The organism is Acuticoccus sp. I52.16.1 (assembly GCF_022865125.1).
Taxonomy (GTDB): domain Bacteria; phylum Pseudomonadota; class Alphaproteobacteria; order Rhizobiales; family Amorphaceae; genus Acuticoccus.
On the sequence record NZ_CP094828.1, the window covers coordinates 3,563,527 to 3,586,949 of the forward strand.

The 23,423-nt window shown below is 69.3% G+C and carries 18 protein-coding genes; 9 read left to right on the plus strand and 9 right to left on the minus strand.

Features of this window, described 5'->3' with window-relative positions:
• Positions 1–44: 44 nt before the first annotated feature.
• The 5 genes from MRB58_RS16075 to MRB58_RS16095 all read right to left on the minus strand — a co-directional run bounded on the left by MRB58_RS16075 (position 45) and on the right by MRB58_RS16095 (position 5,765).
• On the minus strand, positions 45–740 hold the full coding sequence (locus tag MRB58_RS16075) for a hypothetical protein (protein ID WP_244778127.1): 696 nt from the start codon (positions 738–740) through the stop codon (positions 45–47).
• 131 nt (positions 741–871) lie between these two features.
• A complete protein-coding gene (gene lspA, locus MRB58_RS16080) occupies positions 872–1,375 on the minus strand; it encodes a signal peptidase II (RefSeq protein ID WP_244782012.1) in 504 nt (167 codons plus the stop codon).
• 11 nt (positions 1,376–1,386) lie between these two features.
• Positions 1,387–4,461, minus strand: coding sequence for an isoleucine--tRNA ligase (gene ileS / locus MRB58_RS16085; protein WP_244778128.1), 3,075 nt, complete (start codon positions 4,459–4,461; stop codon positions 1,387–1,389).
• 186 nt (positions 4,462–4,647) lie between these two features.
• Positions 4,648–5,283 (minus strand): class I SAM-dependent methyltransferase, encoded by a 636-nt coding sequence (locus MRB58_RS16090; RefSeq protein ID WP_244778129.1) that lies wholly within the window; start codon positions 5,281–5,283, stop codon positions 4,648–4,650.
• Positions 5,280–5,765: a peroxiredoxin gene (locus tag MRB58_RS16095; RefSeq protein ID WP_244778130.1), complete on the minus strand. Its 486-nt coding sequence runs from the start codon at positions 5,763–5,765 to the stop codon at positions 5,280–5,282. Before MRB58_RS16095 ends, MRB58_RS16090 begins: the two co-directional genes overlap by 4 nt.
• 138 nt (positions 5,766–5,903) lie before the next feature.
• Here MRB58_RS16095 and MRB58_RS16100 point away from each other — a divergent pair, with 138 nt between their 5' ends.
• The 7 genes from MRB58_RS16100 to MRB58_RS16130 all read left to right on the plus strand — a co-directional run bounded on the left by MRB58_RS16100 (position 5,904) and on the right by MRB58_RS16130 (position 14,922).
• Positions 5,904–6,494, plus strand: coding sequence for a YqgE/AlgH family protein (locus tag MRB58_RS16100; RefSeq protein ID WP_244778131.1), 591 nt, complete (start codon positions 5,904–5,906; stop codon positions 6,492–6,494).
• An 89-nt stretch (positions 6,495–6,583) separates the two neighbouring features.
• Positions 6,584–7,981, plus strand: coding sequence for a threonine synthase (gene thrC / locus MRB58_RS16105; protein WP_244778132.1), 1,398 nt, complete (start codon positions 6,584–6,586; stop codon positions 7,979–7,981).
• Complete coding sequence (locus MRB58_RS16110) at positions 7,978–9,246, plus strand: pitrilysin family protein (RefSeq protein ID WP_244778133.1); 1,269 nt, start codon at positions 7,978–7,980, stop codon at positions 9,244–9,246. Before thrC ends, MRB58_RS16110 begins: the two co-directional genes overlap by 4 nt.
• Positions 9,243–9,869, plus strand: coding sequence for a GNAT family N-acetyltransferase (locus tag MRB58_RS16115; RefSeq protein WP_244778134.1), 627 nt, complete (start codon positions 9,243–9,245; stop codon positions 9,867–9,869). Before MRB58_RS16110 ends, MRB58_RS16115 begins: the two co-directional genes overlap by 4 nt.
• Positions 9,866–12,703: an EAL domain-containing protein gene (locus MRB58_RS16120; RefSeq protein WP_244778135.1), complete on the plus strand. Its 2,838-nt coding sequence runs from the start codon at positions 9,866–9,868 to the stop codon at positions 12,701–12,703. Before MRB58_RS16115 ends, MRB58_RS16120 begins: the two co-directional genes overlap by 4 nt.
• A 3-nt stretch (positions 12,704–12,706) precedes the next feature.
• Positions 12,707–14,353: a thiamine pyrophosphate-binding protein gene (locus tag MRB58_RS16125; RefSeq protein WP_244778136.1), complete on the plus strand. Its 1,647-nt coding sequence runs from the start codon at positions 12,707–12,709 to the stop codon at positions 14,351–14,353.
• Positions 14,354–14,634: 281 nt separating this feature from the next.
• Positions 14,635–14,922 (plus strand): DUF6460 domain-containing protein, encoded by a 288-nt coding sequence (locus MRB58_RS16130; RefSeq protein ID WP_244778137.1) that lies wholly within the window; start codon positions 14,635–14,637, stop codon positions 14,920–14,922.
• Between the two features lie 14 nt (positions 14,923–14,936).
• Here the strand turns inward: MRB58_RS16130 and MRB58_RS16135 are convergent, their stop codons facing one another.
• From MRB58_RS16135 to MRB58_RS16145, 3 genes are all read right to left on the minus strand, one after another.
• Positions 14,937–15,425: a hypothetical protein gene (locus MRB58_RS16135; RefSeq protein ID WP_244778138.1), complete on the minus strand. Its 489-nt coding sequence runs from the start codon at positions 15,423–15,425 to the stop codon at positions 14,937–14,939.
• Positions 15,426–15,658: 233 nt separating this feature from the next.
• Positions 15,659–16,207, minus strand: a complete 549-nt coding sequence (gene infC / locus MRB58_RS16140) for a translation initiation factor IF-3 (RefSeq protein WP_244782013.1) — start codon at positions 16,205–16,207, stop codon at positions 15,659–15,661.
• 75 nt (positions 16,208–16,282) lie between these two features.
• On the minus strand, positions 16,283–17,464 hold the full coding sequence (locus MRB58_RS16145) for a glycosyltransferase family 4 protein (RefSeq protein ID WP_244778139.1): 1,182 nt from the start codon (positions 17,462–17,464) through the stop codon (positions 16,283–16,285).
• Between the two features lie 69 nt (positions 17,465–17,533).
• Between MRB58_RS16145 and MRB58_RS16150 the strand changes: the two genes are divergently transcribed.
• The gene (locus MRB58_RS16150; protein ID WP_244778140.1) at positions 17,534–18,289 is read left to right on the plus strand and encodes a carboxylesterase; all 756 of its coding nucleotides are present in this window, start codon (positions 17,534–17,536) and stop codon (positions 18,287–18,289) included.
• A 244-nt stretch (positions 18,290–18,533) separates the two neighbouring features.
• Positions 18,534–21,239, plus strand: a complete 2,706-nt coding sequence (locus MRB58_RS16155; protein WP_244778141.1) for a hypothetical protein — start codon at positions 18,534–18,536, stop codon at positions 21,237–21,239.
• 68 nt (positions 21,240–21,307) lie between these two features.
• On the opposite strand, the gene MRB58_RS16160 is transcribed toward MRB58_RS16155, so the two are convergent.
• Positions 21,308–23,110, minus strand: a complete 1,803-nt coding sequence (locus tag MRB58_RS16160) for an ABC transporter ATP-binding protein (protein ID WP_244778142.1) — start codon at positions 23,108–23,110, stop codon at positions 21,308–21,310.
• Positions 23,111–23,423 lie beyond the last annotated feature (313 nt).

Sequence of the window (23,423 nt, forward strand, 5' to 3'; positions counted from 1 at the left end):
TCCTCCCCGCGGCGCGACCGCCACTGAAGATTTGGTAAGGCGGATCACTGCGGCGCGATGCGGTCCGACGGCTGTCCCTTCGCGTGGGTCTTGTAGAGCTGCTCGGTCAGCCACTCGGAATTCTCGATTTCCTTCTTGTCCGGCAGCGCCGCGGTCTCGGCCGGGGTGCGGTAGTCGGACGGCGGATGCACCAGCGACATGCGCGGCGCGGCGGCGCCGTCCTCGGTCAACATGCCGCGGGGCTTGGAGCGGCCCTTGTGGCTGTTCTTCAGCTCCTCGCGCGAGAGGCGGTTGCCGGCCTCGCGCTCGAGAGAGAGACCGTCGGTCCCGGAGGCGCGCTTGGCTTGCGGACCGTCGGTGATCTCACCGGGCAGGAAGCGGCCGCCGCGCTGTTCGGCCGCGGCATCGAGCGCGGCGCCGCGGGCATAGAGCTCCTGCTCCTCGCGATATTTGCGGACGTCGTGGTCCTCGGGGAAATTGACGGCGTCCTCGGCGGCCGAGCCTTTGGTCGGCGCGGGGAGGTCGCTCGTGCCCGGCATCGCCAACGGGGCGCGGGGGGTATAATCTCGCCCGCTGGCCGTCTGCTGCGTGATGCCGCCCATGGTCAAGAGCGCGCCGAACGCGGTGGAGTTCTGGACCTGACCCTTCTGCTCCGGCTCTTCCTCAAAGTAGTTGTAGGCGGTGTTGCAGCCGGACAGGCCGACCGCGAGCGCTGCCGCGATGAGGGCGGTACGAACCATGGGACTCTCCACATTCTGGTGGATACACCACCAACCCAAAGCCATCGCGAAGCTATACGCGCAAGTCAACCGCCCACGCACTGCCGGCCCCGGTCTGAGGCTTTGCAGCAACACTGTCAGGTGAATGTTAACTACCCGTCAGCGCGGGGGACGAGGCTTTCCAGGATGAGCACCGCCACGCCGACGACGATCGCGGCGTCCGCGATGTTGAAGATGTACCACGACCAGTCGCCCCAGTGCAGGTGCACGAAGTCGACCACGGCGCCGTAGACCACACGGTCGATCAGGTTGCCGACGGCGCCGCCCAGGATCAGCGCGATCGCGATCCGCGTGACGGTCCGGCGGGCGCGCCAGAGCCACAGCGCCAACGCGAGGCTGGCGACGATCGTGAACGCCACCAGCAGCCAGCGCCCCATGCCGTCCTGCTGGAAGAGACCGTAGCTGATGCCGCGGTTCATCACGAGGGTGATGTCGGCGAAGGGGGCGACGCGGATCGGCCCGGCGGCGAAGTCCACCCCCAGGACCAGGAGCTTGGTCGCCTGGTCGGCGATCAGCACCGCGAGGGCGAGGACGATCGCGGCGAGACGGCCGCGGCCGGGACCGGGCGAGGCGGCGCCGGCGGCCGGCGGCGCGATGTGCGGCTCGCTCACGTGGCGGCGGCGTCGATCTCGGCCATCGCCTCGGCGTCGCGGGGCGAGAGGTCCGGGTAGCGAGGGTCGGAGCCGACCTCGGGCAGCACCTTCCACGAGCGGGCGCAGCGCCGCCCTTCGGCGAGCCCGACCTTGACCGACACGCCCGGAACCTCGGGCAGCGTGAAGGCGTCCGCCTCCGGTGCGCCGCCACGGATCGTCACCGCGGAGGCGATGACGACGTCCGCGAAGTGCACGGCCTCGACCGCGGCGCGCAGCGTGTCGTCCGCGATGGTGACGACGGGGTGGGCCTCCAGCGAGGAGCCGATCCGCTTCTCGCGCCGCTCCACCTCCAGCGCGCCGGTGACGACGCGGCGGACCTGGCGCACCTTCTCCCAGCGGGCGGCGAGTGCGTCGTTGCGCCACTCGGGGTCGGCCTGGAAGTAGCCTTCCAGGTGCACCGAGCCATTGTGCCCGCGGGCCATCCAGGATTCCTCCATGGTGAACGGCAGGATCGGCGCCAGCCACGTCACCAGCGCGTCGAACAGCTTGGCGACGACGGCGAGCGCGGCGCGCCGGCGGGCGGAGGAGGGCGCGTCGCAGTAGAGCGCGTCCTTGCGGATGTCGAAGTAGAAGGCCGACAGCTCGACGTTGGCGAAGGTCATCAGCGTGTGGGCGACGTGGCCGTAGTCGAAGTTGCGGTAGGCGTCCTTCACTTCGCCGTCGAGCACGGCGAGGCGGTGCAGCATCAGCCGCTCCAACTCCGGCGCGGTGGTGAGGTCGACCGGGGCGCCGTCGTCGTGCGCCAGCGTTCCCAGCATCCAGCGGATGGAGTTGCGCAGCTTGCGGTAGGCGTCGGCGACGCCCTTCATGATCTCGGCGCCGATGCGCTGGTCGTCGGCATAGTCCTGCGAGGCGACCCACAGGCGCAGGATGTCGGCGCCGTACTGCTTGATGATGTCCTGCGGGGCGATGGTGTTGCCCAGCGACTTGGACATCTTGCGCCCGTCCTCGGCCATGGTGAAGCCGTGGGTGACGACCGTCTCGTAGGGAGCGCGGCCGCGGGTGCCGCACGATTCCAGGAGCGAGGAGTGGAACCAGCCGCGGTGCTGGTCGGAGCCTTCGAGGTAGACGTCGGCCGGCCACTTCAGGTCAGGGCGCTTGGCGAGGCAGAAGGCGTGGGTGGAGCCGGAATCGAACCAGACGTCGAGGATGTCGGTCACCATCTCCCACTCGTCCGCCCGGTGGCCGGCGAGGAAGCGCTCCTTGGCGCCCTCGGCGAACCAGGCGTCGGCGCCCTCGGCCTCGAAGGCCTCCGCGATGGCGGCGTCGACCGCGTCGTCACGCAGGATCTCGCCCGTCTCGGCGTGGACGAAGACGGTGATCGGCACGCCCCAGGCGCGCTGGCGCGAGACCACCCAGTCGGGCCGGTTCTCGATCATGCCGCGCAGGCGGTTGCGGCCGGCGGGCGGCACGAAGCGGGTCGCGTCGATCGCGCTCACGGCGCGCTCGCGCAGGGTGCCGCCGGCGGGCGCGTGCTCGGTCGCCGGGATCTCCTGGTCCATGGCGATGAACCACTGCGGCGTGTTGCGGAAGATGACCGGCTTCTTGGAGCGCCAGGAATGCGGGTACTGGTGCTTCAGCCGCCCGCGGGCGATCAAGGCGCCGGCGGCGACCAGCGCGTCGATCACCGCCTGGTTGGCCTTGCCCTTGTCACCCTTGTCGGTGATCACGGCGAGCCCCTCGAACCCCGGCGCGTCCTTGGTGTAGAGGCCGTCGGCGCCCACCGTGTAGGGGATGCCGGACGGGATGCCCGCCGCGTCGAGGTCGCGCTTGTGCGCGGTCCACACCTCGAAGTCCTCCACGCCGTGGCCCGGCGCGGTGTGGACGAAGCCGGTGCCGGCATCGTCGGTCACATGGTCGCCCGGCAGCATCGGGACGGGGAAGCGATAGCCGCCGCTCTCGTGCCCGGCGAGCGGGTGGGCGGCGCGGTAACCGGACAGCTCGGCGCCGGTGACGTCGCGCACCCGCTCCCAGGCGGTGACGCGGGTGGACGTCAGCACCTCGTCGGCGAGCGTGTCGGCCAGCACCAGCCGCGCTCCGGCCTTCAGCCAGTTCTCCTCGGGCGCCTCGGTCACCGTGTAGAGCCCGTAGGCGATGCCGGGGCCGTAGGCGACCGCGCGATTGCCGGGGATCGTCCAGGGCGTCGTCGTCCAGATGACGACCGAGGCCCCCTCCAGGCCGCCGGCGGAATGCGCCTCGGCGTGGGTGACGTCCATCGGCATCTCGTGCGAGATCATGCCGCCTTCGACCTCTGGCGCGAAGCACACCGGGCTCGACGGCTCGTTGACGTCGGCCGTTTCGATCCGCGTCAGCGGGAACGCCACGGTGATCGTGTCGGACTGGTAGTCGTGATACTCGACCTCGGCCTCGGCGAGCGCGGTGCGCTCCACGACCGACCACATCACCGGCTTGGAGCCGCGGTAGAGCTGGCCGGAGGAGGCGAACGTCATCAACTCGCGGGCGATCTGCGCCTCGGCGGCGTAGCTCATCGTCAGGTACGGGCCCGACAGCGGCACCCCGGCGGAGAAGTTGTCGTCCCAGTCGACCGGGAAGTCGCCCACCACGCCCAGCCGCTCGAACTCCTCGCGCTGCACGCCGACCCAGTGGCGCGCATAGTCGCGGCACTCGGACCGGAAGTCGACGATCGGCACGTCGTCCTTGTTCTTTCCCTTGGCGCGGTACTGCTCCTCGACCTTCCACTCGATCGGCAGGCCGTGGCAGTCCCAGCCGGGGACGTAGTTGGCGTCGTAGCCCAGCATCTGGTGCGAGCGGACGACGAAGTCCTTGAGGATCTTGTTGAGCGCCGTGCCGATGTGGATGTTGCCGTTGGCGTAGGGCGGGCCGTCGTGCAGGATGAACTTCTCGCGCCCGGCCGACACCTCGCGCAGGCGCTTGTAGAGGTCCATCTCCTTCCACTTCGCCAGCCACTCGGGCTCCTTCTTGGGAAGGCCCGCGCGCATGGGAAAGTCGGTCTGCGGCAGGAACAGCGTCTTGGAATAGTCGCGGGTCACGGCGGCAGAATCGGACATTTCGGGCGCTTTCTGGACGGGCGCGGCAGATCCGCGCCACGGTTGGCGGACGAGCGGGGCGTATCGCACCCGGATCGTTGGCAGAACGGGAATTTGCCCGCTCGTGTCAAGCCCAGGCCGGCCGCTGTCAAGCCCGCGTCGGCGCCCGGCCCGCCGCCGCCGCGCCCCACCGGTGAGGTGGGGCCGCTACAGGACCTGGAACACGAAGACGATCGCCGACAGGTCGAGGTCGTTGAGGAGATAGACGCGGAACGGCTCGGACCGCGCCACCTGCCGCCAGCGCCCGGCGTCGGCCAGCGCCGTGATCGCGGCGGGGAAGCCCTGCTCCTCGAACGTGTCGGCCCGCAGGTTGAAGACGACGTAGCCGCCCGGCGCCGTCACCCGCACCAGCTCGGCAAGGCTCTCGGGCGGCGCATGGCCGGGGCCGAAGGCGCCGACGCAGGCGGTGTTGGCGAAGTCGGCGTCGGCGAAGGGGAGGGCGGTGAGATCACCCTCCGTCAACGCCGCGTAGATCCCCCGCGCCTCGGCGTGCGCCAGCATCGCAGGCGACAGGTCGACCCCCGTCAGCGGGCCGTAGCCCAGGAGCGCCAACGCATCGCCGACGACGCCGGTGCCGCACGCCGCGTCGAGCACTGGCCCCGCGTCCGGCGCGGCGTACCGGGCGAGGAAAGCGCTCGCCAGGTACGGGATGCGAATGCCCTGGCCGACGGTGTCGATCTCGTAGTCCGCCGCCCAGGTCTCGTAGTAGTCGCGTGTCTCGGCGGATGAGGCGGGGCCGTAGACCGCCTGCAACGTGCCGGGAGGTGCGGGGCGCCGGCTCAAAGGTTCGGCAGCAGCGCGTCGGCGCTGGAGGCAACGGCCTTGCCCGGCGCGTCCTCGATGTTGAGCACCTTCACCACGCCGTCCTCGACGAGCATCGCGTAGCGCTTGGAGCGAATGCCCATGCCGAAGCCCGAGGCGTCGATGTCGAGACCGGCGGCGCGGGTGAAGTTGGCCGAACCGTCGGCGAGGAAGGTGATCTTGGTGCCCGCCTCGGTCGACTTCGACCAGGCGTTCATCACGAAGACGTCGTTGACCGCGACGACGGCGATCTCGTCGATCCCCTTGGCCTTGATGTCGTCGTAGGCGGTGAGGAAGCCGGGGAGGTGGTTGTTGTGGCAGGTCGGCGTGAAGGCACCCGGCACGCCGAAGATCACCACGCGCCGGCCTTTGGTCAGCTCCTCGGTCGTCACGTCGGACGGGCCGTCCGTGGTCATCGTCTTGAAAGTCGCTTCGGGAAGGTTGGAGCCGACATCGATCGTCATCAGGGTGTCTCCTCGTGATGCGTTTGCGCAGATGTATAGGTGTCCGCTGCGGCAAACGACACCCCCGGCACGAACCGTGCCTACACGCCTCGAATTGGTGTGCTACGTTGGTGGTGGCGTGGCTCTGGGAGGCGGCCCATGGATAGGACGGAAGGGTATCTGGAAGGTCAGTGCCTTATTGCGATGCCGCAGATGGGCGACGAGCGGTTCGACCGTGCGGTCGTCTTCCTCTGCGCCCACTCGGAGGAGGGCGCCATGGGCATCATCGTCAACAAGCCGGCCAAGAACGTCTCGTTCGTCGACCTCCTGACCCAGCTGGGCGTCGTCGAGGAGGACAGCGCCATCCGCCTGCCGGACACCGCGCGAAACGTCGCAGTCCACAACGGCGGCCCGGTGGAGACCGGCCGCGGCTTCGTCCTCCACACCTCCGACTTCATGCTGAAGGAGGCGACGCTGGTCGCCGGCGACGACGTCTGCCTCACGGCGACGGTGGAGATCCTGCGCGCGATCGCGCACGGGTCGGGCCCCAGCCAGGCGCTCCTGGCGCTCGGCTATGCCGGGTGGGCGCCCGGCCAGCTCGAGGCGGAGATCGCCGGCAACGGATGGCTCCACTGCGCCGCCGATCACGACCTCCTGTTCGACATGGACGTCGGGAGCAAGTACGAACGGGCCGTGAAGAAGCTCGGCTTCGCGCCGCAGGTGCTCTCCTCGGCCGCCGGTCACGCCTGACCCGGCGCCGTCCCGATGACGGGATTGTGTTGACAGAGCGCCGCCTTACGGGCTTCTGAAAACGGCCTTGGCGGGAGGATTGGTTCCGGGTGCAGTACATCTCCACGAGAGGCGGCGCCGAGCCGCTGGGCTTTTGCGATGCGACGCTGACGGGCCTCGCCCCGGACGGCGGCCTGTTCGTGCCCGAGCGCTACCCCACTCTCGACACAGCGACTCTCTCGTCTCTCGTCGGCGCCCCGTTCGAGACGATGGCCCACACCGTGCTCTCCCGCTTCACCGGCGGTGAGCTGACCGACGCCGACCTGAAGGCCGACATCGATGCCGCGATGGGCACCTTCGCCCACACCGCGCGCACCCCCTTGGTGCAGATCGGCCCCAGCCACTTCATCCTCGAGCTGTTCCACGGCCCCACGCTGGCGTTCAAGGACGTCGCGATGCAGACCCTGGCGCGGCTGATGGACCGCATTTTGTCGCAGCGCGGCCGCCGGGCGACCATCGTCACCGCGACGTCCGGCGACACCGGCGCCGCCGCCGCCGACGCCTTCCGCGGCCGCTCCGCGATCGACCTCTTCATCCTCTATCCGCACGGCCGGGTCTCGGAGGTGCAGCGCCGGCAGATGACCACGATCGCCGACGACAACGTCCACACCCTCGCCGTCGAGGGCGACTTCGACGACTGCCAGCGCATCGTCAAAGCGCTCTTCGTCGACCGCGCGTTCAACGAGCGCGTCGCCATGTCGGGCGTGAACTCGATCAACTGGGCCCGCGTCGCGGCGCAGATCACCTATTATCTGTTCGCCGCGCTGGCGTTGGGCGCGCCGCACCGCAAGATCGCCTTCTCGGTGCCGACCGGCAACTTCGGCGATATCCTCGCCGGCTACGTCGCCCACGAGATGGGCCTGCCGGTGGCCGAGCTGATCATCGCCACCAACCAGAACGACATTCTCGACCGCACGCTGAAGACCGGCCGCTACATGCCCGGCCGCGTCGCCCCGTCGACCTCGCCGTCGATGGACATCCAGGTATCCTCGAACTTCGAGCGCCTGGTGTTCGACCTGTCCGGCCGCGACGCCGCGTCCGTGAAGGGCCGCATGGCGGACCTGTCGGACGGCTTCGCGCTGAGCGACGCCGAACTCGGCCGGATGAAGACCCTCTTCACCTCCGGCCGCGCCGACGACGAGGACACCCGCCGGATCATCGGCGAGGTCTACGCCGAGACGGGCCTCGTCGTGGACCCGCACACCGCCGTGGGCCTCAAGGCCGCGCGTGAGGCGAGGGTGCCCGCCGGCACCCCGGTCGTGACCTTGTCGACGGCGCACCCGGCCAAGTTCCCCGACGCGGTGGAGGCCGGCTGCGGCCGCCGCCCCGAGCGGCCGGAGCGCCTCGCCGCGGTGATGAGCGACCCCGAGCGCTCCACCACCGTCCCGGCCGACGTGAAGGCCGTGGCCGATATCGTCGTCGACCGTTCGCGCGCGGTGGCGGCATGACCGAGCTGACCAAACTCCCGTCCGGCCTCACCGTCGTCTCCGACACGATGGCCCATGTCGACAGTGTCGCCGTCGGCGTTTGGGTCGAGACCGGCACCCGCTCCGAGCTTGAGGGCGAGCACGGCATCGCCCACTTCATGGAGCACATGGCCTTCAAGGGCACGGCCAACCGGTCCGCCCGTGCCATCTCCGAGGCGATCGAGAGCGTCGGCGGCGAGATCAACGCCGCCACCAGCGTCGAGACCACGGCCTACCACGCGCGGATGCTGACCGAGGATCTCTCCCTCGCGCTCGGCATCTTCTCGGACATCCTCACCGTCCCCGCCTTCGATCCGGCCGACGTCGAGCGCGAGCGCCACGTCATCCTGCAGGAGATCGGCGCCGCGGAGGACATCCCCGAGGACCGCGCCTTCGACGCGCTCCCCGAGGCGGCCTTCGTCGGCCAGCCGCTCGGCCGGCGCATCCTCGGGACCAGAGCCTCGGTCGGCGCCGTCTCGCCGGATGCGCTGCGCGACTTCTTCGCCGCCAACTACACCGCCCCGGCGATGACCGTCGTCGCCGCCGGACAGGTGGAGCACGCCCGCTTCGTCGACGAGGTCGCCCGCGCCTTCGAGCGGGTGCCGACGCGTCCCGCCCGCGCCGCCCCCGCCGCCAACTATACCGGCGGCGCCGCGGCCGAGAGCGACGACGCGTCCGAGTGTCAGCTCATCTTCGGCTTCGAGGGGCGCGCCGCACTCCATGACGACGCCGTCGCCGCGCAGCTCGCCGCGATGGTGCTCGGCGGGGGGCTGTCCTCGCGCCTCTTCCAGGCTCTGCGCGAAGAGCGCGGCCTCGTCTACGACACGTCCGCCTTCCACTGGGCGTTCTCCGATTCGGGCGTCTTCGCCATCCACCTCGCCACCTCTCCGGGCGATGTCGCCGAGGCGCGCGCCGTCGTCCTCGACGAGCTGGAGAGCGCCATCGCCACCATCACCGCCGAGGAGCTGAACCGGGCCAAGGCGCAGCTCAAGGCGGGGCTCCTGATGAGCCGCGAGAGCTGCAATGCGCGCATGGGTCAGGCCGCCCGGCAGGCGATCGTCTTCGGCCGACCGGTCACCAAGGACGAGCGCGTCGCCGAGATCGAGCAGGTGAGCGACGCGGACGTGCGCCGCATCCTGGGCGAGGTCTCACGCTCGGTGCCGACCGTCGTCACCATCGGTGCGACCGACGCCATGGACGCCGCCGCCATCAGCGCCCGGTTCGGGGCGAAGGTCGCCGCCCTATGAGTGCGCTGCCGCGTTCTGGTCCCGTGCGCGGCACTGCCGCCCTGAACGAGAGCACGGTGATCAGCGGCATCCGCACCCGGCTGAAGATGCCGGTCGCCAACGACTATACCGACTGGAGCAAGCTGCGGGCCGAGAGCCGGCACTTCCTCAAGCCCTGGGAGCCGACCTGGCCCCGCGACGACCTGACCCGGATGGCCTTCCGCCGCCGCCTGCGCCGCTACCACCGCGAGATCCGTGCCGACGAGGGCTACGCCGTCTTCGTCTACGAGGCCGACAGCGGGGCGCTCGCCGGCGGGATCACCCTGGCGCACGTCAAGCGCGGCGTGACACAGTCCTGCTCGCTCGGCTATTGGATGGGCGAGCGGTTCGCCGGGCAGGGGCTCATGGGCGACGCCGTGCGTGCCATCGTCCCCTTCTGCTTCGAGACCCTCGGCCTCAACCGTATCGAGGCCGCCACCCTGCCGCACAACGAGCGCTCGATCCGTCTTCTGAAGCGCGTCGGCTTCACCGAGGAGGGGTACGCGCGGCGCTTCCTGTGCATCAACGGCGCCTGGCGCGATCACATCCTGTTCGGCCTGGTCAACGGGGACACCATCGACCCCACGCGAGATACCCCCTCATGATGCGCTGGCTTCTGGCCGCACTGATGGCCCTGACGAGCGTGAACGCGATGGCCGTCGAGGCCGTGCCCGTCGGCAACACGCCGGTGGTCGACCTGCGTCCGCTCGCCGAGATCTACCTGGACGAGCCGGAGCGCTTGCAGGTTTCCACCGCGCCGGACATCAACGGCGTGGTGCAGCGGATCGAGGTGACGCCGACCCACGAGGGGACGCGGCACTGGGCGGTCATCGGCCTGCAGAACCCCGGTGACGAGCAGCTCGACCGCCTGCTGGTGGCGCAGCACCATCGCCTCGGCGGCTCGGGCATCGTCAACCCGGACCTCGGCTCGGTTCGCATCGTCGGCATCACACCGTCGGAAGGGTTCCCGCCGCAGCGCGTCCCCTCGACCGACGCCGACGTCTTCCTCATCACGCTGGATCCCGGTGCGACGGTGACCTTCGTGCTCGAACTGGGCGACGAGAACCTGCCGATGCTGCGTCTGTGGGACCCCAACGCCTACCGCGACAGCCAGAACGCCTACACCCTCTTCAAGGGCATCATCGTCGGCATCGCCGGGCTGATGGCGCTGTTCTTCCTGGCGATGTTCGTCATCAAGGGCACGATGATGTTCGCCGCCTCGGCGGTGCTCGCCTGGGTCGCCTTCGGCTACGTGCTGATCGACTTCTCGTTCCTCGCCGACATCATCGCCACGCGCCTCGCGTCGGAGACGGCGCTGCGCGCCTTCAGCGAGGCGGTGCTCGTCATCGCGCTGGCGGCGTTCGTCCTGTCCTACCTGCAGATCACCCGCTGGCGGCTGCGCAACACCAGCCTCCTGATCGCCTTCCTGCCCCTGGCCGCCGTCGCCGGCTGGCTCGCCTTCCAGACGCCGACCCTCGTCGCCCAGCTGTCGCGCCAGGCGCTGCCGGTGGTGGCCTTGCTCGGCCTCGTCTCGATCATCGTCTCGGCGATCCGCGGCAACGAGCGTGCGGTGATGATCCTGCCGACGTGGGTGCTGCTGATCGCCTGGATCGTCGCCGCGGGCATGACCGTCACCGGCGGGGTCGAAAACGACTTCGTCCAGCCCGCGCTCAATGGCGGGCTGGTGCTGCTCGTCCTGTTGATCGGATTCACGGTGATGCAGCACGCCTTCGCGGGCACCACCATCGCCCCCGCGCTCGCCAAGAACGTCGAGCGGGACGTGCTGGCGCTGGCCGGGGCCGGCGACATCGTCTGGGACTGGGACCTGCAGCGCGACCACATCACCTGCGGCGCCGAGGTCGAGAGCCGGCTCGGCATGGACAAGGGCGCCCTGCAAGGGCCGCCGCAGGACTGGTTCCCCGCGCTCCACCCGCAGGACCGCGACCGCTTCCGCGCCGTGCTCGACGCCACCACCGAGCGCCGCCGCGGCCGCATCAACGACATCTTCCGCTTCCGTGGCGTCGACGGGCACTTCCGCTGGTTCCGCCTGCGCGCCCGCCCGGTCATCGGCACCGACGGCGAGATCATCCGTTGCGTCGGCACGCTGACCGACGTGACGGAGGCCAAGACCGTCGAGGAGCGGCTGCTGCACGACAGCGTCTACGACAATCTGACGGGCCTGCCCAATCAGGCGCTGTTCCTCGATCGGATCGAGATGGCGCGCGCCTGGTCCAATGAGCAGACCGCGCAGCGTCTCTTCGTGGTCGTCGTCAATCCGGACAACTTCTCGGAGATCAACGACCAGTACGGCCAGTCGGTCGGCGATTCGGTGCTTCTGACGATGGCCCGCCGCCTCGGCCGTATCCTGCGCCGGCACGACAGTGTCGCCCGCCTCTCCGGCGATTCCTTCGGACTCTTGGTCTACTCCGACCCCAACAAGCTGGACGATCTCGCCGAGCGGGTGCGCGGCGCGATGGGGACGCCGATCCCGTTCGCGGAGGAGGAGATCGTCGTCATCTGCTCGCTCGGCATCGCCGGGATCGACCTCAAGGCCGAGAACGCCTCGGAGATCCTCGACAACGCCGAGCTGGCGCTGCGGCGGGCCAAGCGCCAGGGCGGCGACCGGGCCGAGGTGTTCGATCCGCTGATGCGCCGCCTCAACATGTCCGGCCGCTCCCTCGCCCGCGACCTGAAGCGCGCCATCGCCGAGGACAAGGTCAAGCTGCAGTTCCGCCCGGTGATGGACTTCGAGACCGGCAAGATCACCGGCTACGAGGCCGTCCCCTCCTGGCAGCACCCGTTGCAGGGGCCGCTCTCCTGGGGCGAACTGCTCGACGTCGCCTCGCACGAGAACATGGCGCTGCAGATGGCGCTGGCGACGCTCGACCGCTGCGGCCAGACGCTCGGCGAGTGGCGCTCGGGCGGCAACCCGCTGAACCTGATGGTCACGCTCCCCATCGCCGAGGCCTTCCGCTCCGAGCTCGTCGGCGACATGAAGACCATCATCGCCCGCGCCCGCGTCGAGCCCGGCACGCTGCAGATCGGCATCCCCGAGCGCATCGTCTCCGACAATCCGGAGTTCTGCGTCCAGCTGATCTCCCGCCTCAGGGACGTCGGCGTCTCGGTCTGGCTGGTCGACTTCGCGCGCCGCACCAGCGCGCCCACCATTCTCTCGCGCCTCGCCATCGACGGTGTGCGCTTCGACGAGGGGCTCACCCGCGTCGGCGACCAACCCCGTTCGGAGAAGCTGATCGAGGCGATGTTCCAGGTCGCAGGGGCGCTCGATGCCAAAGTCATGGTCGCGGGGGTGGAGACCGAGGCGCAGGCGGCTAAGCTGAAGAGCCTGGGCGCGGACTACGGCGTCGGCCCGGTGTTCGGGCGGCCGGTCACGTCGCTCGGCAAATCCAAGAAACTCCAGACACAACAAGCAGCGGAATAAACTATGCGGCACGGCGGACAGGTTCTGGTCGAACAGCTCAAGACCGAGGGCGTCGACCGCGTCTTCCAGGTTCCGGGAGAAAGCTTCCTCGCCGCGCTGGACGGCCTGCACGAGTCGGGCGTCGACGTCATCGGCTGCCGCCAGGAGGGTGGCGCCACGATGATGGCCGAGGCCGACGGCAAGCTCACCGGCCGCCCCGGCATCGCCTTCGTGACCCGCGGTCCCGGCGCCACCAACGGCTCCTCGGGCGTCCACGTCGCCATGCAGGATTCGACGCCGATGATCCTCTTCATCGGCCAGGTCGGCGCCGACATGGTCGACCGCGAGGCCTTCCAGGAGGTCGACTACCGGCAGATGTTCGGCCCCCTCGCCAAGTGGGCCGCGCAGATCGACACGCCCGACCGCATCCCCGAATACGTCTCCCACGCCTTCCACACCGCGATGTCCGGCCGCCCCGGCCCGGTGGTGCTGGCGCTCCCCGAGACGATGATCTCCGCCGAGACGTCGGCCCCCTCGGTGCCCGCGTCCAACCCCGCCTTTCCCGAGGCGAGCCCCGGCATGGTCGCCCGCACGATCGAGATGCTGAAGGGCGCCGAGCGGCCGCTCGTCATCGTCGGCGGGCCGGGCTGGTCGTCCCAGACATGCGACGCGCTGCGCGCCTTCGCCGAAGCGTCCGACATCCCGGTCGCCGTCTCGCTGCGCTGCCAGGACTATCTCGATACCCGCTGCCCGCAGGCGGTGGGGGATATGGGCGTCGCCATCGCGCCGGGCCTCAAGAAGGTCGTTACCGAGGCGGACGTCGTCCTCGTCGTCGGCGCGCGCCTCGGCGAGATGACGACCCAGGGTTACACCCTGTTCGAGGTGCCCGAGCCCAGCCAGACGCTCATCCACGTCTACCCGACGGGGGACGAGATCGGCCGCGTCTATCGCCCCGATCTCGGCATCGTCTCCACGCCGACGCCGTTCTTCGAGGCGCTGGCCGCGGGCTGGCCGAAAGGCGGCCCCGAGCCGTGGGCGACATGGCGCCAGGACGCGCGCGCCGCGTTCGAGGCATGGACGACGCCGAAGGAGACCCCCGGCGCGGTGAAGATGGAGGAGGTCGTGTCGCACCTCTCCAAGACGCTGGGCGACAACGCGATCATCACCAACGGCGCCGGCAATTATTCCGGCTGGGTGCACCGTTACTACCGCTTCCGCGGCTGGCGCACGCAGCTGGCGCCGACCTCCGGGTCGATGGGCTACGGCCTGCCGGCCGCGGTGGCGGCGAAGCTGCGCCATCCCGACGAGACGGTGGTCTGCTTCGCCGGCGACGGATGCTTCCAGATGACGTGCCAGGAGTTCGGCACCGCGGCGCAGTATGGTGCCGGGCTCGTCACCATCGTCTCCGACAACGGCATGTACGGCACGATCCGCATGCACCAGGAGCGGCACTATCCCGGCCGCCCGTCGGGAACGAGGCTGGTCAACCCCGACTTCGCCAAGCTCGCCGAGAGTTACGGCGGCTTCGGTGCCACGGTGCGCGAGACCTCCGAGTTCCCCGACGCCTTCGCCGCCGCCGTCGCCTCGGGCCTCCCCTCGATCATCCACCTCCACACCGACCCCGAGGCCCTCTCCACCGGCCTGCGCCTGTCCTCCTTCGCGACGGCCTGACCTCCGGAGCCACAGCGCCAGTCCCGCACACCGGCGGTGGCGCTGTGACGAAGCGCTGCCGATCTGCGCATGGCGCCGCCGATCCGTCCGCAGCGGCGCCGGGGCGGTCGCCCGGACGGGTGCGGCCGTCCCGAGCGCGGCGAGTGCGGCAGCGGTCGATGAACCTGGGTTAAGTCGGAGCGGATTCTTTCCTCTGTTGGACGAACATGTCCTGTCCGGTGATTTTCAAGGCGGTGGCGGCCGGGGTGTTCACGCCTATATCGGGACAAACGGAGGGTTGAATGAGTTCACTTGAGCGGCGCTATGGTGCCACGGAGCGGGTGTTGGGCGGCTCGCCGATGGGCGTGTTGATCCGGCTCGTCGTGATGTCGTTCGTCGTCGGGCTCATCCTGACGATGCTCGACATCAATCCCAACGATATCATCAACTGGTTCGACCAGCGGTTCCGCGCGCTGACGAATCTCGGCTTCGAATCCATCGCGCAGTTCTTCAACGTGATGGTCGTCGGCGCGGTGATCGTCGTCCCGATCTGGCTGTTCGCCCGGGTGATCAAGATCCTGTCCAAATAGGACGGCGGCCCGCCTCAGGCTGCGATCTGCAGGCGGGCCGTTTCCAGCAGGGTATAGGCCTCGATCACCTCGCCGGTGACGTGGCGGCGGATCTCGTTGCCGTTGGCGTCGCGCTTGGGGGCCGCGCCGACGGCATTGCGGATGTGCCAGCTCAGCGACATGTTCAGAAGAAACTTGCCCGGCAGGTGGGGCGCGTAGGCGTCGCCGCCGATGGCGCGTTCGTATGCGGCGCGCATGCGCGGGGCGGACACGGCGGTGCGGAAGACGCTCAACGTAAAGTCTTCGTCGAACCGGCCTTCGTCACGCACCCGCAGGGCCAGGAGGACGAACGAGGCGATCAGGTCGGTATGGTCGGCCTCGATGCCGCGCACGGGGCGTTCGTGCTGCGCAATCAATTCAGTGAGGTAGAGGTCGAGCCCGAGGCCCAGGTCGCCAGCGCTGTTGGTCATGCCGACGATCAGGGTCGGGTCGAGATGAAGCGTGATGGGAACGGCTGCGGACATTAAGATGCCTCCTCTGGTTGAGGAAATGTACGCGAACTCGCCGAATGACACAACCTGAAGTATAGAAATCAGGTATGCACGACATTGCGGTGCCGCATTCCGGCCCGAAAGGCGGCGGCAGCCGCACGGAAAACGGCCGCATGCGGGGCATGCGGCCGTTTCATGAGGCACGGTCGACGACCGTGCGGCGCCGCGTCACGCCCCAGGGGGCGGGCGCAGCGCGCGGGGCGGCGTCAGCGCGGGGCGGTGGGCGCCAGGACCATCACCATCTGACGGCCCTCGAGCTTCGGCTCGGCTTCCACCTTGGCGATGTCGGACGTATCGACCTTCACCTTGTTGAGAAGCTCCATGCCAAGGTTCTGGTGCGCCATTTCGCGGCCCCGGAAGCGCAGGGTGACCTTCACCTTGTCGCCTTCGTCAAAGAACTTCTTGATGGCTTTCATCTTCACGTCGTAGTCGTGCGTGTCGATGTTGGGGCGCATCTTGATCTCTTTGACCTCGAAGGTCTTTTGCTTTTTGCGCGCCTCGGCCGCTTTCTTCTGGGTCTGGAACTTGAAGCGGCCGTAGTCGAGAATTTTGCAGACCGGCGGGTCGGCGTTCGGCGCGACCTCGACGAGGTCGAGCCCGGCATCCTCGGCGAGCTTAATCGCATCGTCGATTGTCAGTATGCCGCGGTTCGTACCTTCATCGTCCACCAGCTGGACGCGGGGCACGCGAATGTCACGATTGGTCCTCGGACCTTGCTTCAGTACCGGAGCGGGGGCGCGGTGCGGTCGACGAATGGTGGTGTCTCCAAAAATCGTTGTTCGAGTGACGTCTCAGGAGCCGATAAAGTTCCCGGATGCGAACGTCGACCCCTAATATAGCGTGGTTTTCGCATTCTCCAAAAGGTCATCGTACACCGCGAGCGTCTTTTGGGTCATCGACAGCAATGAAAAGTGGGTGAACGCGTGCGCTTTGCCCCGTTCGCCGATCTCCCGCAGCGTCTCTCCGGAGGACAGGAGCGCCTGGAAGAGGGCGTCCGCCAGCGGCGCCACCTCGCCCGCCGCCACGCGCCAGCCCGTCCGCACGTCCCGCGCCACGTCCGGCGGCGACAGCACCGTCTCGCGCACCGCGCCGAGGTCGGAGACGATCACCGGCACCCCCGCGGCCTGCGCCTCCACCGCGGCCCGGCCGAACGCCTCCGGCTCGATCGACGGCTGCACCGCGATCGACGCGCCCGCCAGCGCCGCCGGCACGTCGCTGACGTGGCCCACCAGGCGCACCCGCTTCTCGAGACCCAGGAAGCGGATGCGATCCTCCAGCTCGCGGTGGTAGTCGGTCCGCCCCTGGTCGTCCCCCGCCAGCACGCACACCCAGCCCGTCGGCAGCTTCTCGCGCACCTGCGCCAACGCATCGATCAGGACGAGCTGGCCCTTCCAGGGCGTGAGGCGGGCGAGGTTGAGGATCACCCGGTCGCGCCGGTCGACGTTCCACGACCGCCGCAGCGCCTCGGCGCGCTCCGAAGCCGGGGCATCGAAGGCCGACAGGTCGATCCCCCGGTGGATCGTCACGATCCGGTCGCGCGCGAAGGGGTGGCGCGCCGCCACCAGCCCCGCCGTAAAGGCCGAGTTGGCGATCACCACGTCGCCCCGCGCCATCACCGAATTGTAGTAGTTCTTGAGGAACGAGGCCTCGTTGTAGGCGCCGTGATAGGTCGTCACCAGCGGCCGATAGGTCCACGACGCGGCCCAGAGCGCCGACCAGGCCGGCGCGCGCGAGCGGGCATGGATGATGTCGACGGCCTCGGCCTCCATGATCGCCGCGAGCCGGGCTGCGTTGCGCCGCATCGTCAGCGGGTTCTTGGACGCCACCGGCATCGTGACGTGCTCGGCCCCCATCGCCTCCAGCTCGGGCAGCATCCGCCCGCCTTCGGAGACGACGATGGCCCGATCCCCGTCGGCCACCAGCGCCGCGGCGACGTCGAGCGTCGTGCGTTCCGCGCCCCCCGTCTCCAGCTGTGGCACCACTTGCAGGATCGTCATTGGCCGCGCAGTCATGAACTCACTCTCGTCGCGGCGGCCGTCAGCCGGCCGCCATGTCCCCTATTAACAAAGAAGCCCCACCTAATGATTGACAAGGCGACACGGATCTCCACCGGCACGGACGAGCTGGCTGTGGACATCACCGAGGGCAAGGACCCGACCGTCCTGTGGCTGAGCGGCTTCCGCTCCGACATGACCGGGAGCAAGGCGGTGCACCTCGCCCAGTGGGGCCGGCGCACCGGCCAGCGCGTCGTGCGGTTCGACTATCGCGGCCACGGCGCCTCCTCCGGCAGGTTCGAGAATTTCGTCCTGTCCGACTGGCTCGCCGATGCGCAGCGCGTCGCGGACGAGTTCTGCCCCGGACCCACCATCGCGGTCGGCTCGTCGATGGGGGGCTGGATCGCGCTCCTGCTGGCGCGGATCCGCCGGGCCGCGGGCCGGCCGCTCACCGGTCTCGTCCTGCTGGCGCCCGCCGCGGACTTCACCGAGCGGCTGATGTGGCCCTCGCTGCCGGACACGCTGAAGGAGGCGGTGGAGCGGGACGGCGTCGCCCATCTCCCGTCGCCCTACGGCGAGCCGACGCCGATCACCCGCCGGCTGTTCCAGGACGGCCGGCAGCATCTCCTCTACACCGATGCGCCGATCGAGACCGGCTGTCCGGTCCACATCCTCCAAGGTGTCGCCGACCCGGACGTGCCCTACGGCCACGCCCTCGAGCTGGTCGACCGCCTGGCCCACGACGACGTCGTCGTGACCCTCGTCAAGGACGGGGACCACCGCCTGTCGCGGGACGAGGATCTGGTGCGTTTGATTGCCGCAGTCGAAGGCATTATGGCCTAATCGCGAAGCACTCCCACCGTCCTGATTTCGTTGCTTTATGAAATGCGACGGCACGATACTGCGCGATGTCTGGACGAATAGCCCGCGCGCTCTATGGCGAAGGGCTCGATCACTCAGTCATTTAAGGGCGGCCTCCAAAAATTGATCGACTTTGTCTAAAACCAAATGGCGTCGGCAACCGTATAGCGTATGAGGTTGCGTAAAAATTAGGCGCAACAACGGTACGGAACTGGGAGGACTATCGATGGCTACATTCGTCGTCTCGACAACCACAGACGAATCCGACGGCGACTTCATGGCGGGCGACCTGTCGCTGCGTGAAGCGGTCGAGCTCGCCAACGCCAACGCCGGTGCGGACAACATCACCTTCGCCGACGGCATCTCCGGCGACACCATCACGCTGACGCTGGGCGAGATCGCCGTCACCGATTCGGTCGGCATCTTCGGCGGGGTCGACGCGGACGACCGCATCACGGTCACGACATCGACGATGGACCGGCTCTTCAGCGTCGCCGCGGACGACGTCACCCTGTCGTCCTTCACGCTCGAGGGCGGCACCGCGGTCGACGGCAACGGCGGCGCCATCAGCCACACGATGGGCAACCTCGTCCTCGACGGCATGACGCTGAGCGGCAACACCGCGACCGGCGACGGCGGCGCGGGCGAAGGCTCGGGCGGCGCGGTGTTCTCCTCCGGCGAAAGCCTCGTCGTCGCGTCGACGACCATGGTCGACAACTCCGCCCAGCGCGCCGGCGGCGCCATCGAGACCAACGGCCTCGCCTCGCTCGACATCGCGTCCTCCAACCTGTCACTCAACGAGGCGGGCGGCGCCGACGCCGCGCCCGGCAACGGCGGCGCGATCCATGTCACCGGCGCCGGAACCACCACCACGATCGGCAGCACGAGCTTCACCGGCAACACGGCCTCGAGCGAGGGCGGCGCGGTCTGGAACGACGCCGGGTCGACGATGAACGTGTTCGGCGGCCTCTTCGGCTCCAACACCGCCGAGGGCGACGCGGCCGACAACGGCGGCGGCGCCATCTTCAACAACGGCGGCGACATGTTCGTGCGCGGGGCCAACCTGTTCGGCAACGCGGCGACGGGCGACGCGGGCTCCGGCGGCGCCGTCTTCTCCACCGACGGCAACGTGACGATCACCGGTTCGATCCTCGGCGGCAACACCGCCAACCGCGCCGGCGGCGGCATTGAGGTCGTCGACGGGACCTATACGCTCAGCTTCAGCCAGCTCAGCAACAACAGCGCCGGCAGCCCGAACGCGGCTCCCGGCAACGGCGGCGGCCTTCACATCTCCGGCGCCAGCGACTTCGAGGTGACGAGCACGCTCGTGGAGGGGAACACCGCCGCCTCCGAGGGTGGCGGCCTGTGGAACCAGGCCGGGTCGACCATGACGGTCACCGACTCGACCATCCGCGACAACGTCGCCTCCGGTGACGCGGCCGACAACGGCGGCGGCGGCATCTTCAACAACGGCGGCGCCCTCGGCATCGCGAACACCACCATCAACGGCAACACGGCGGACGGCGCGTCCGGCTCGGGCGGCGGTCTCCACTCGACCGGCGGCAGTGTCGACGTGACCCAATCCAGCTTCTCCGGCAACACGGCGAGCCGGGCCGGCGGCGGCGCCGAGCTGACCGGCGGCACCAACACGGTCGGCGGGAGCACGACCTTCACCGGTAACTTCGCATCGGCCGCTCCGGGGAACGGCGGCGGCATCCATGCGGCCGGCATGGGCACGCTGCTGACCGTCTCCGGTGCGCTCTTCGAGGCCAACTTCGCCGCGGCCGAGGGCGGTGCCCTGTGGACCTCCGCCGACGTCGAGGCCGACGTCTCCGACAGCACCTTCGTGCGCAACGACGCCGGTGTGTCGGGCGGCGCCTACCACATCGTCGACGGCGGGATGGCCACGATCGCCAACACCGTCTTCGCCGAGAACGACTCGCCGGACGGCGACGCCCTCGGTATTAGCGGCGACACGCCGACCGATCCGGGATCGGTCACCTTCGTCACCAACACCATCGGCGAGGCCGATGTCCCCGGTGGCTCGGGCGACGATACCCTCCAGGGTGACAGCTCGCCCAACCAGATCCTGGGCAACGACGGCGACGACAGCCTGCTGGGCTTCACCGGCAACGACTCGCTGTACGGCGGCGACGGCAACGACACGATCGAAGGCCGGCTCGACAACGACGTCGTCGACGGTGGCCGGGGCGACGACTACGTCGACGGTGGTTCCGGCGACGACAAGGTGGTCGGCCGTGCGGGTGCCGACACGCTGCTGGGCGGCTCCGGTGACGATCAGCTCCTCGGCGCGGCGGGCGACGACAGCATGCTCGGCGGCTCGGGCGACGACGAGATCCTCGGCGCGGCCGGCAACGACACCGCGCTCGGCGGCGGCGGCGACGACACGATCAACGTCTCCCAGGGCGACGACCTCGCCGACGGTGGTGGCGGCGACGACGAGATCGCCGGTGCGGCCGGCGAGGACACGCTGATCGGCGGGCAGGGCGACGACATCGTCGACGGCGGCAACGGGGCGGACTCCGTGGTCGGCGCGGGCGGCGACGACACGCTGCTCGGCTGGAACGGCGACGACCTGATCCGCGGCGGCCAGGGCGACGACGACATCCACGGCGAGAACGGCTGGGACAACCTCTTCGGCGGTGCCGGCAACGACATCCTGTCCGGTGGAAACGGGTTCGACACGCTGACCGGCGGCTCGGGCTTCGACGACTTCGAGGTCGGCGCGTTCGACAACGGCTACGATGTCATCACCGACTTCACCTTCGGCGCCGACGCGATCTTCCTGACCGACATCTCGCCCGACGACATCGAGTACGGCGGCGATTCGCTCTATGTCGACGGCGAGCTCTTCCTCGTGGTCGAGGGGATCGAAACCATCGACCTCATCATCGGCGTGGACATCTTCTGACGTCCTGAACCGAGGCTCGAATCGACGGCCGGCGCTGAAGAGCGCCGGCCGTTTTCGTTTGCGGCGCCTCAGTCGGCCGCGAGCTGGAGCTTGTGGAACTTGGCGTAGAGGCCGCCCGCGGCGACGAGCGCGTCGTGCGTGCCGACCTCGGCGACGCGCCCGGCGTCCATCACGACGATCTTTTCCGCCGCGCGCACCGTCGCCAGGCGGTGGGCGATGACGAGCGTGGTGCGCCCCTCGGTCAACCGGGCGAGGGCGTCGCGCACGATCTGCTCGGATTCGGCGTCCAGCGCCGACGTCGCCTCGTCCAGGAGGAGGATCGGCGCGTTCTTCAGGAACGCCCGCGCCAGCGCGATGCGTTGCCGCTCGCCACCGGAGAAGTTGGCGCCCCGCTCACCGGCCGGTGCGTCGTAGCCGAGTGGATCGCGCATGATGAAATCGTGGGCGCCCGCCAGCCGCGCGGCCTCCTCGATGGCGCTCGCCGGCGCACCCGGTCGCCCCAGCGCGATGTTGGCGCCGACCGTGTCGTTGAAGACGACGACGTCCTGCGACACGATCGCGATCCGATCCCGCAGCGAGGCCAGCGTGAGCCCGGCGATGTCCTCGCCGCCGATGACGACGCGGCCGGCGGACGGGTCGTAGAGCCGCGGGATGAGGTTGAAGACGGTCGACTTGCCGGCGCCGCTGCGGCCGACGATCGCCGTCGTCTCGCCGGCCGCGGCCTCGAACGAGACGTCGAAGAGGGCGGGGGCGCTGTCGCCGTAGGAGAAGCTGACCCGTTCGAGCCGCACGGCGTCGGCGCCGAAGTGCGCCGGGGTGGCGGCCGGACGGTCGCGCACGGTGACCGGCTCGTCGATCACGGCATAATAGCGCTGCAGCGCCGCCATGCCCTCCTGCACGATCGTGCTCAGGTTGCCGAGCGCACGCAGCGGCTGCGAGGCGATCAGCAGCGCGCCCAGGAAGCCCGAGAACTCGCCGACCGACGATTGGCCGGACATGATCCGCCAGCCCACGAAGGTCAGCACCAGCGCCACCGCGATTCCGCCCAGGCACTCCATCAGCGGTTCGATGCGCGCCTTCTGCACCATCGACTTGTAGCGCAGCTTCTTCAGGAGGCCGAACGATTCGTCGGCGCGCGCGCCGAGGTAGGCCTCCAGGCGGTAGGTCTTGACGACGCGGGCGGCGCCGAAGGTTTCCACCGTCAGGCTGGCCATGTCGCCGGTGCGCTCCTGTGTGCGGCGCGAGACGCGGCGCAGGCGCTTGCCGATCTGGCTGATCGGCACCAGCGCGAAGGGCAGGATGACGAACACCACCAGCGACAGGACCCAGTCGAGATAGATCATCGTCGCGAACAGGGCGATGATGGTGATCCCCTCGCGGATCAGGATGTTGGCCAGCCGCGTCAAGGCGTTGCGCACGAAGACGAGGTCGGTGGTGAAGCGCTGCGTCCAGGCCGCGGGGCTGTGCTCGGTGATGGTGGTGAGGTCGGCGTCGACGAGATGGCGGTAGAGGCGGGCCTGCATGTCGGCCTCGACCTGGGTCACGGCCTGCTGGGTCAGCGCGACCTGCGAGTAGGTCGACGCGCCGCGCACCGCCGAGGCGACGAGCACCAGCCAGGGCAGGGTGGAGATGGCCCACGAACTGCGCTGATCGAGCGCCTGGAATGCCCAATTGATAAGCACGGGGTAGAGGCTGGTGCTCGCCGCGACGAACGCGACGGCCACCAGCGCCAGCAGCAGCTTGGCCCGGTGCTCCCGGATGTGCTCGCGCCACAGCCGCTCCGCGAGCGGCCAGTTGGGCGCGGTGATCGCCGCGCTTGAGGCCTTGCCGCCGGTGCCGAGCCGCGTGCCGAGACGGTGGAGTAGGGTCATGGTCGAGGCAATCCGTCAGCGGTTCGGGTGGGTTTCCGGCGCATGCGGGGGCGCAGAGGTGCCCGCCGCGCCGGCGCGGCGGCTCGCGCGGGGCGGGCGGGGAATCGCGGACGCGGGCGGGAGAGGCGCCGCGGGCGCCGCGCGGGAGGAGGCGCCATGGACGGTGCGGCCGGAATTTCCCTGGAAAGATCGGCGCCTGAGCCGGCCATGTCACTTTCCTGTTGCAAGCTTAGGCACCCCTGCCTATCTTCACGGCCCACGTCAAAAGAATGTCACGAAGAACATCTGGGGAGTGGACATGTCGAAGTTGCGC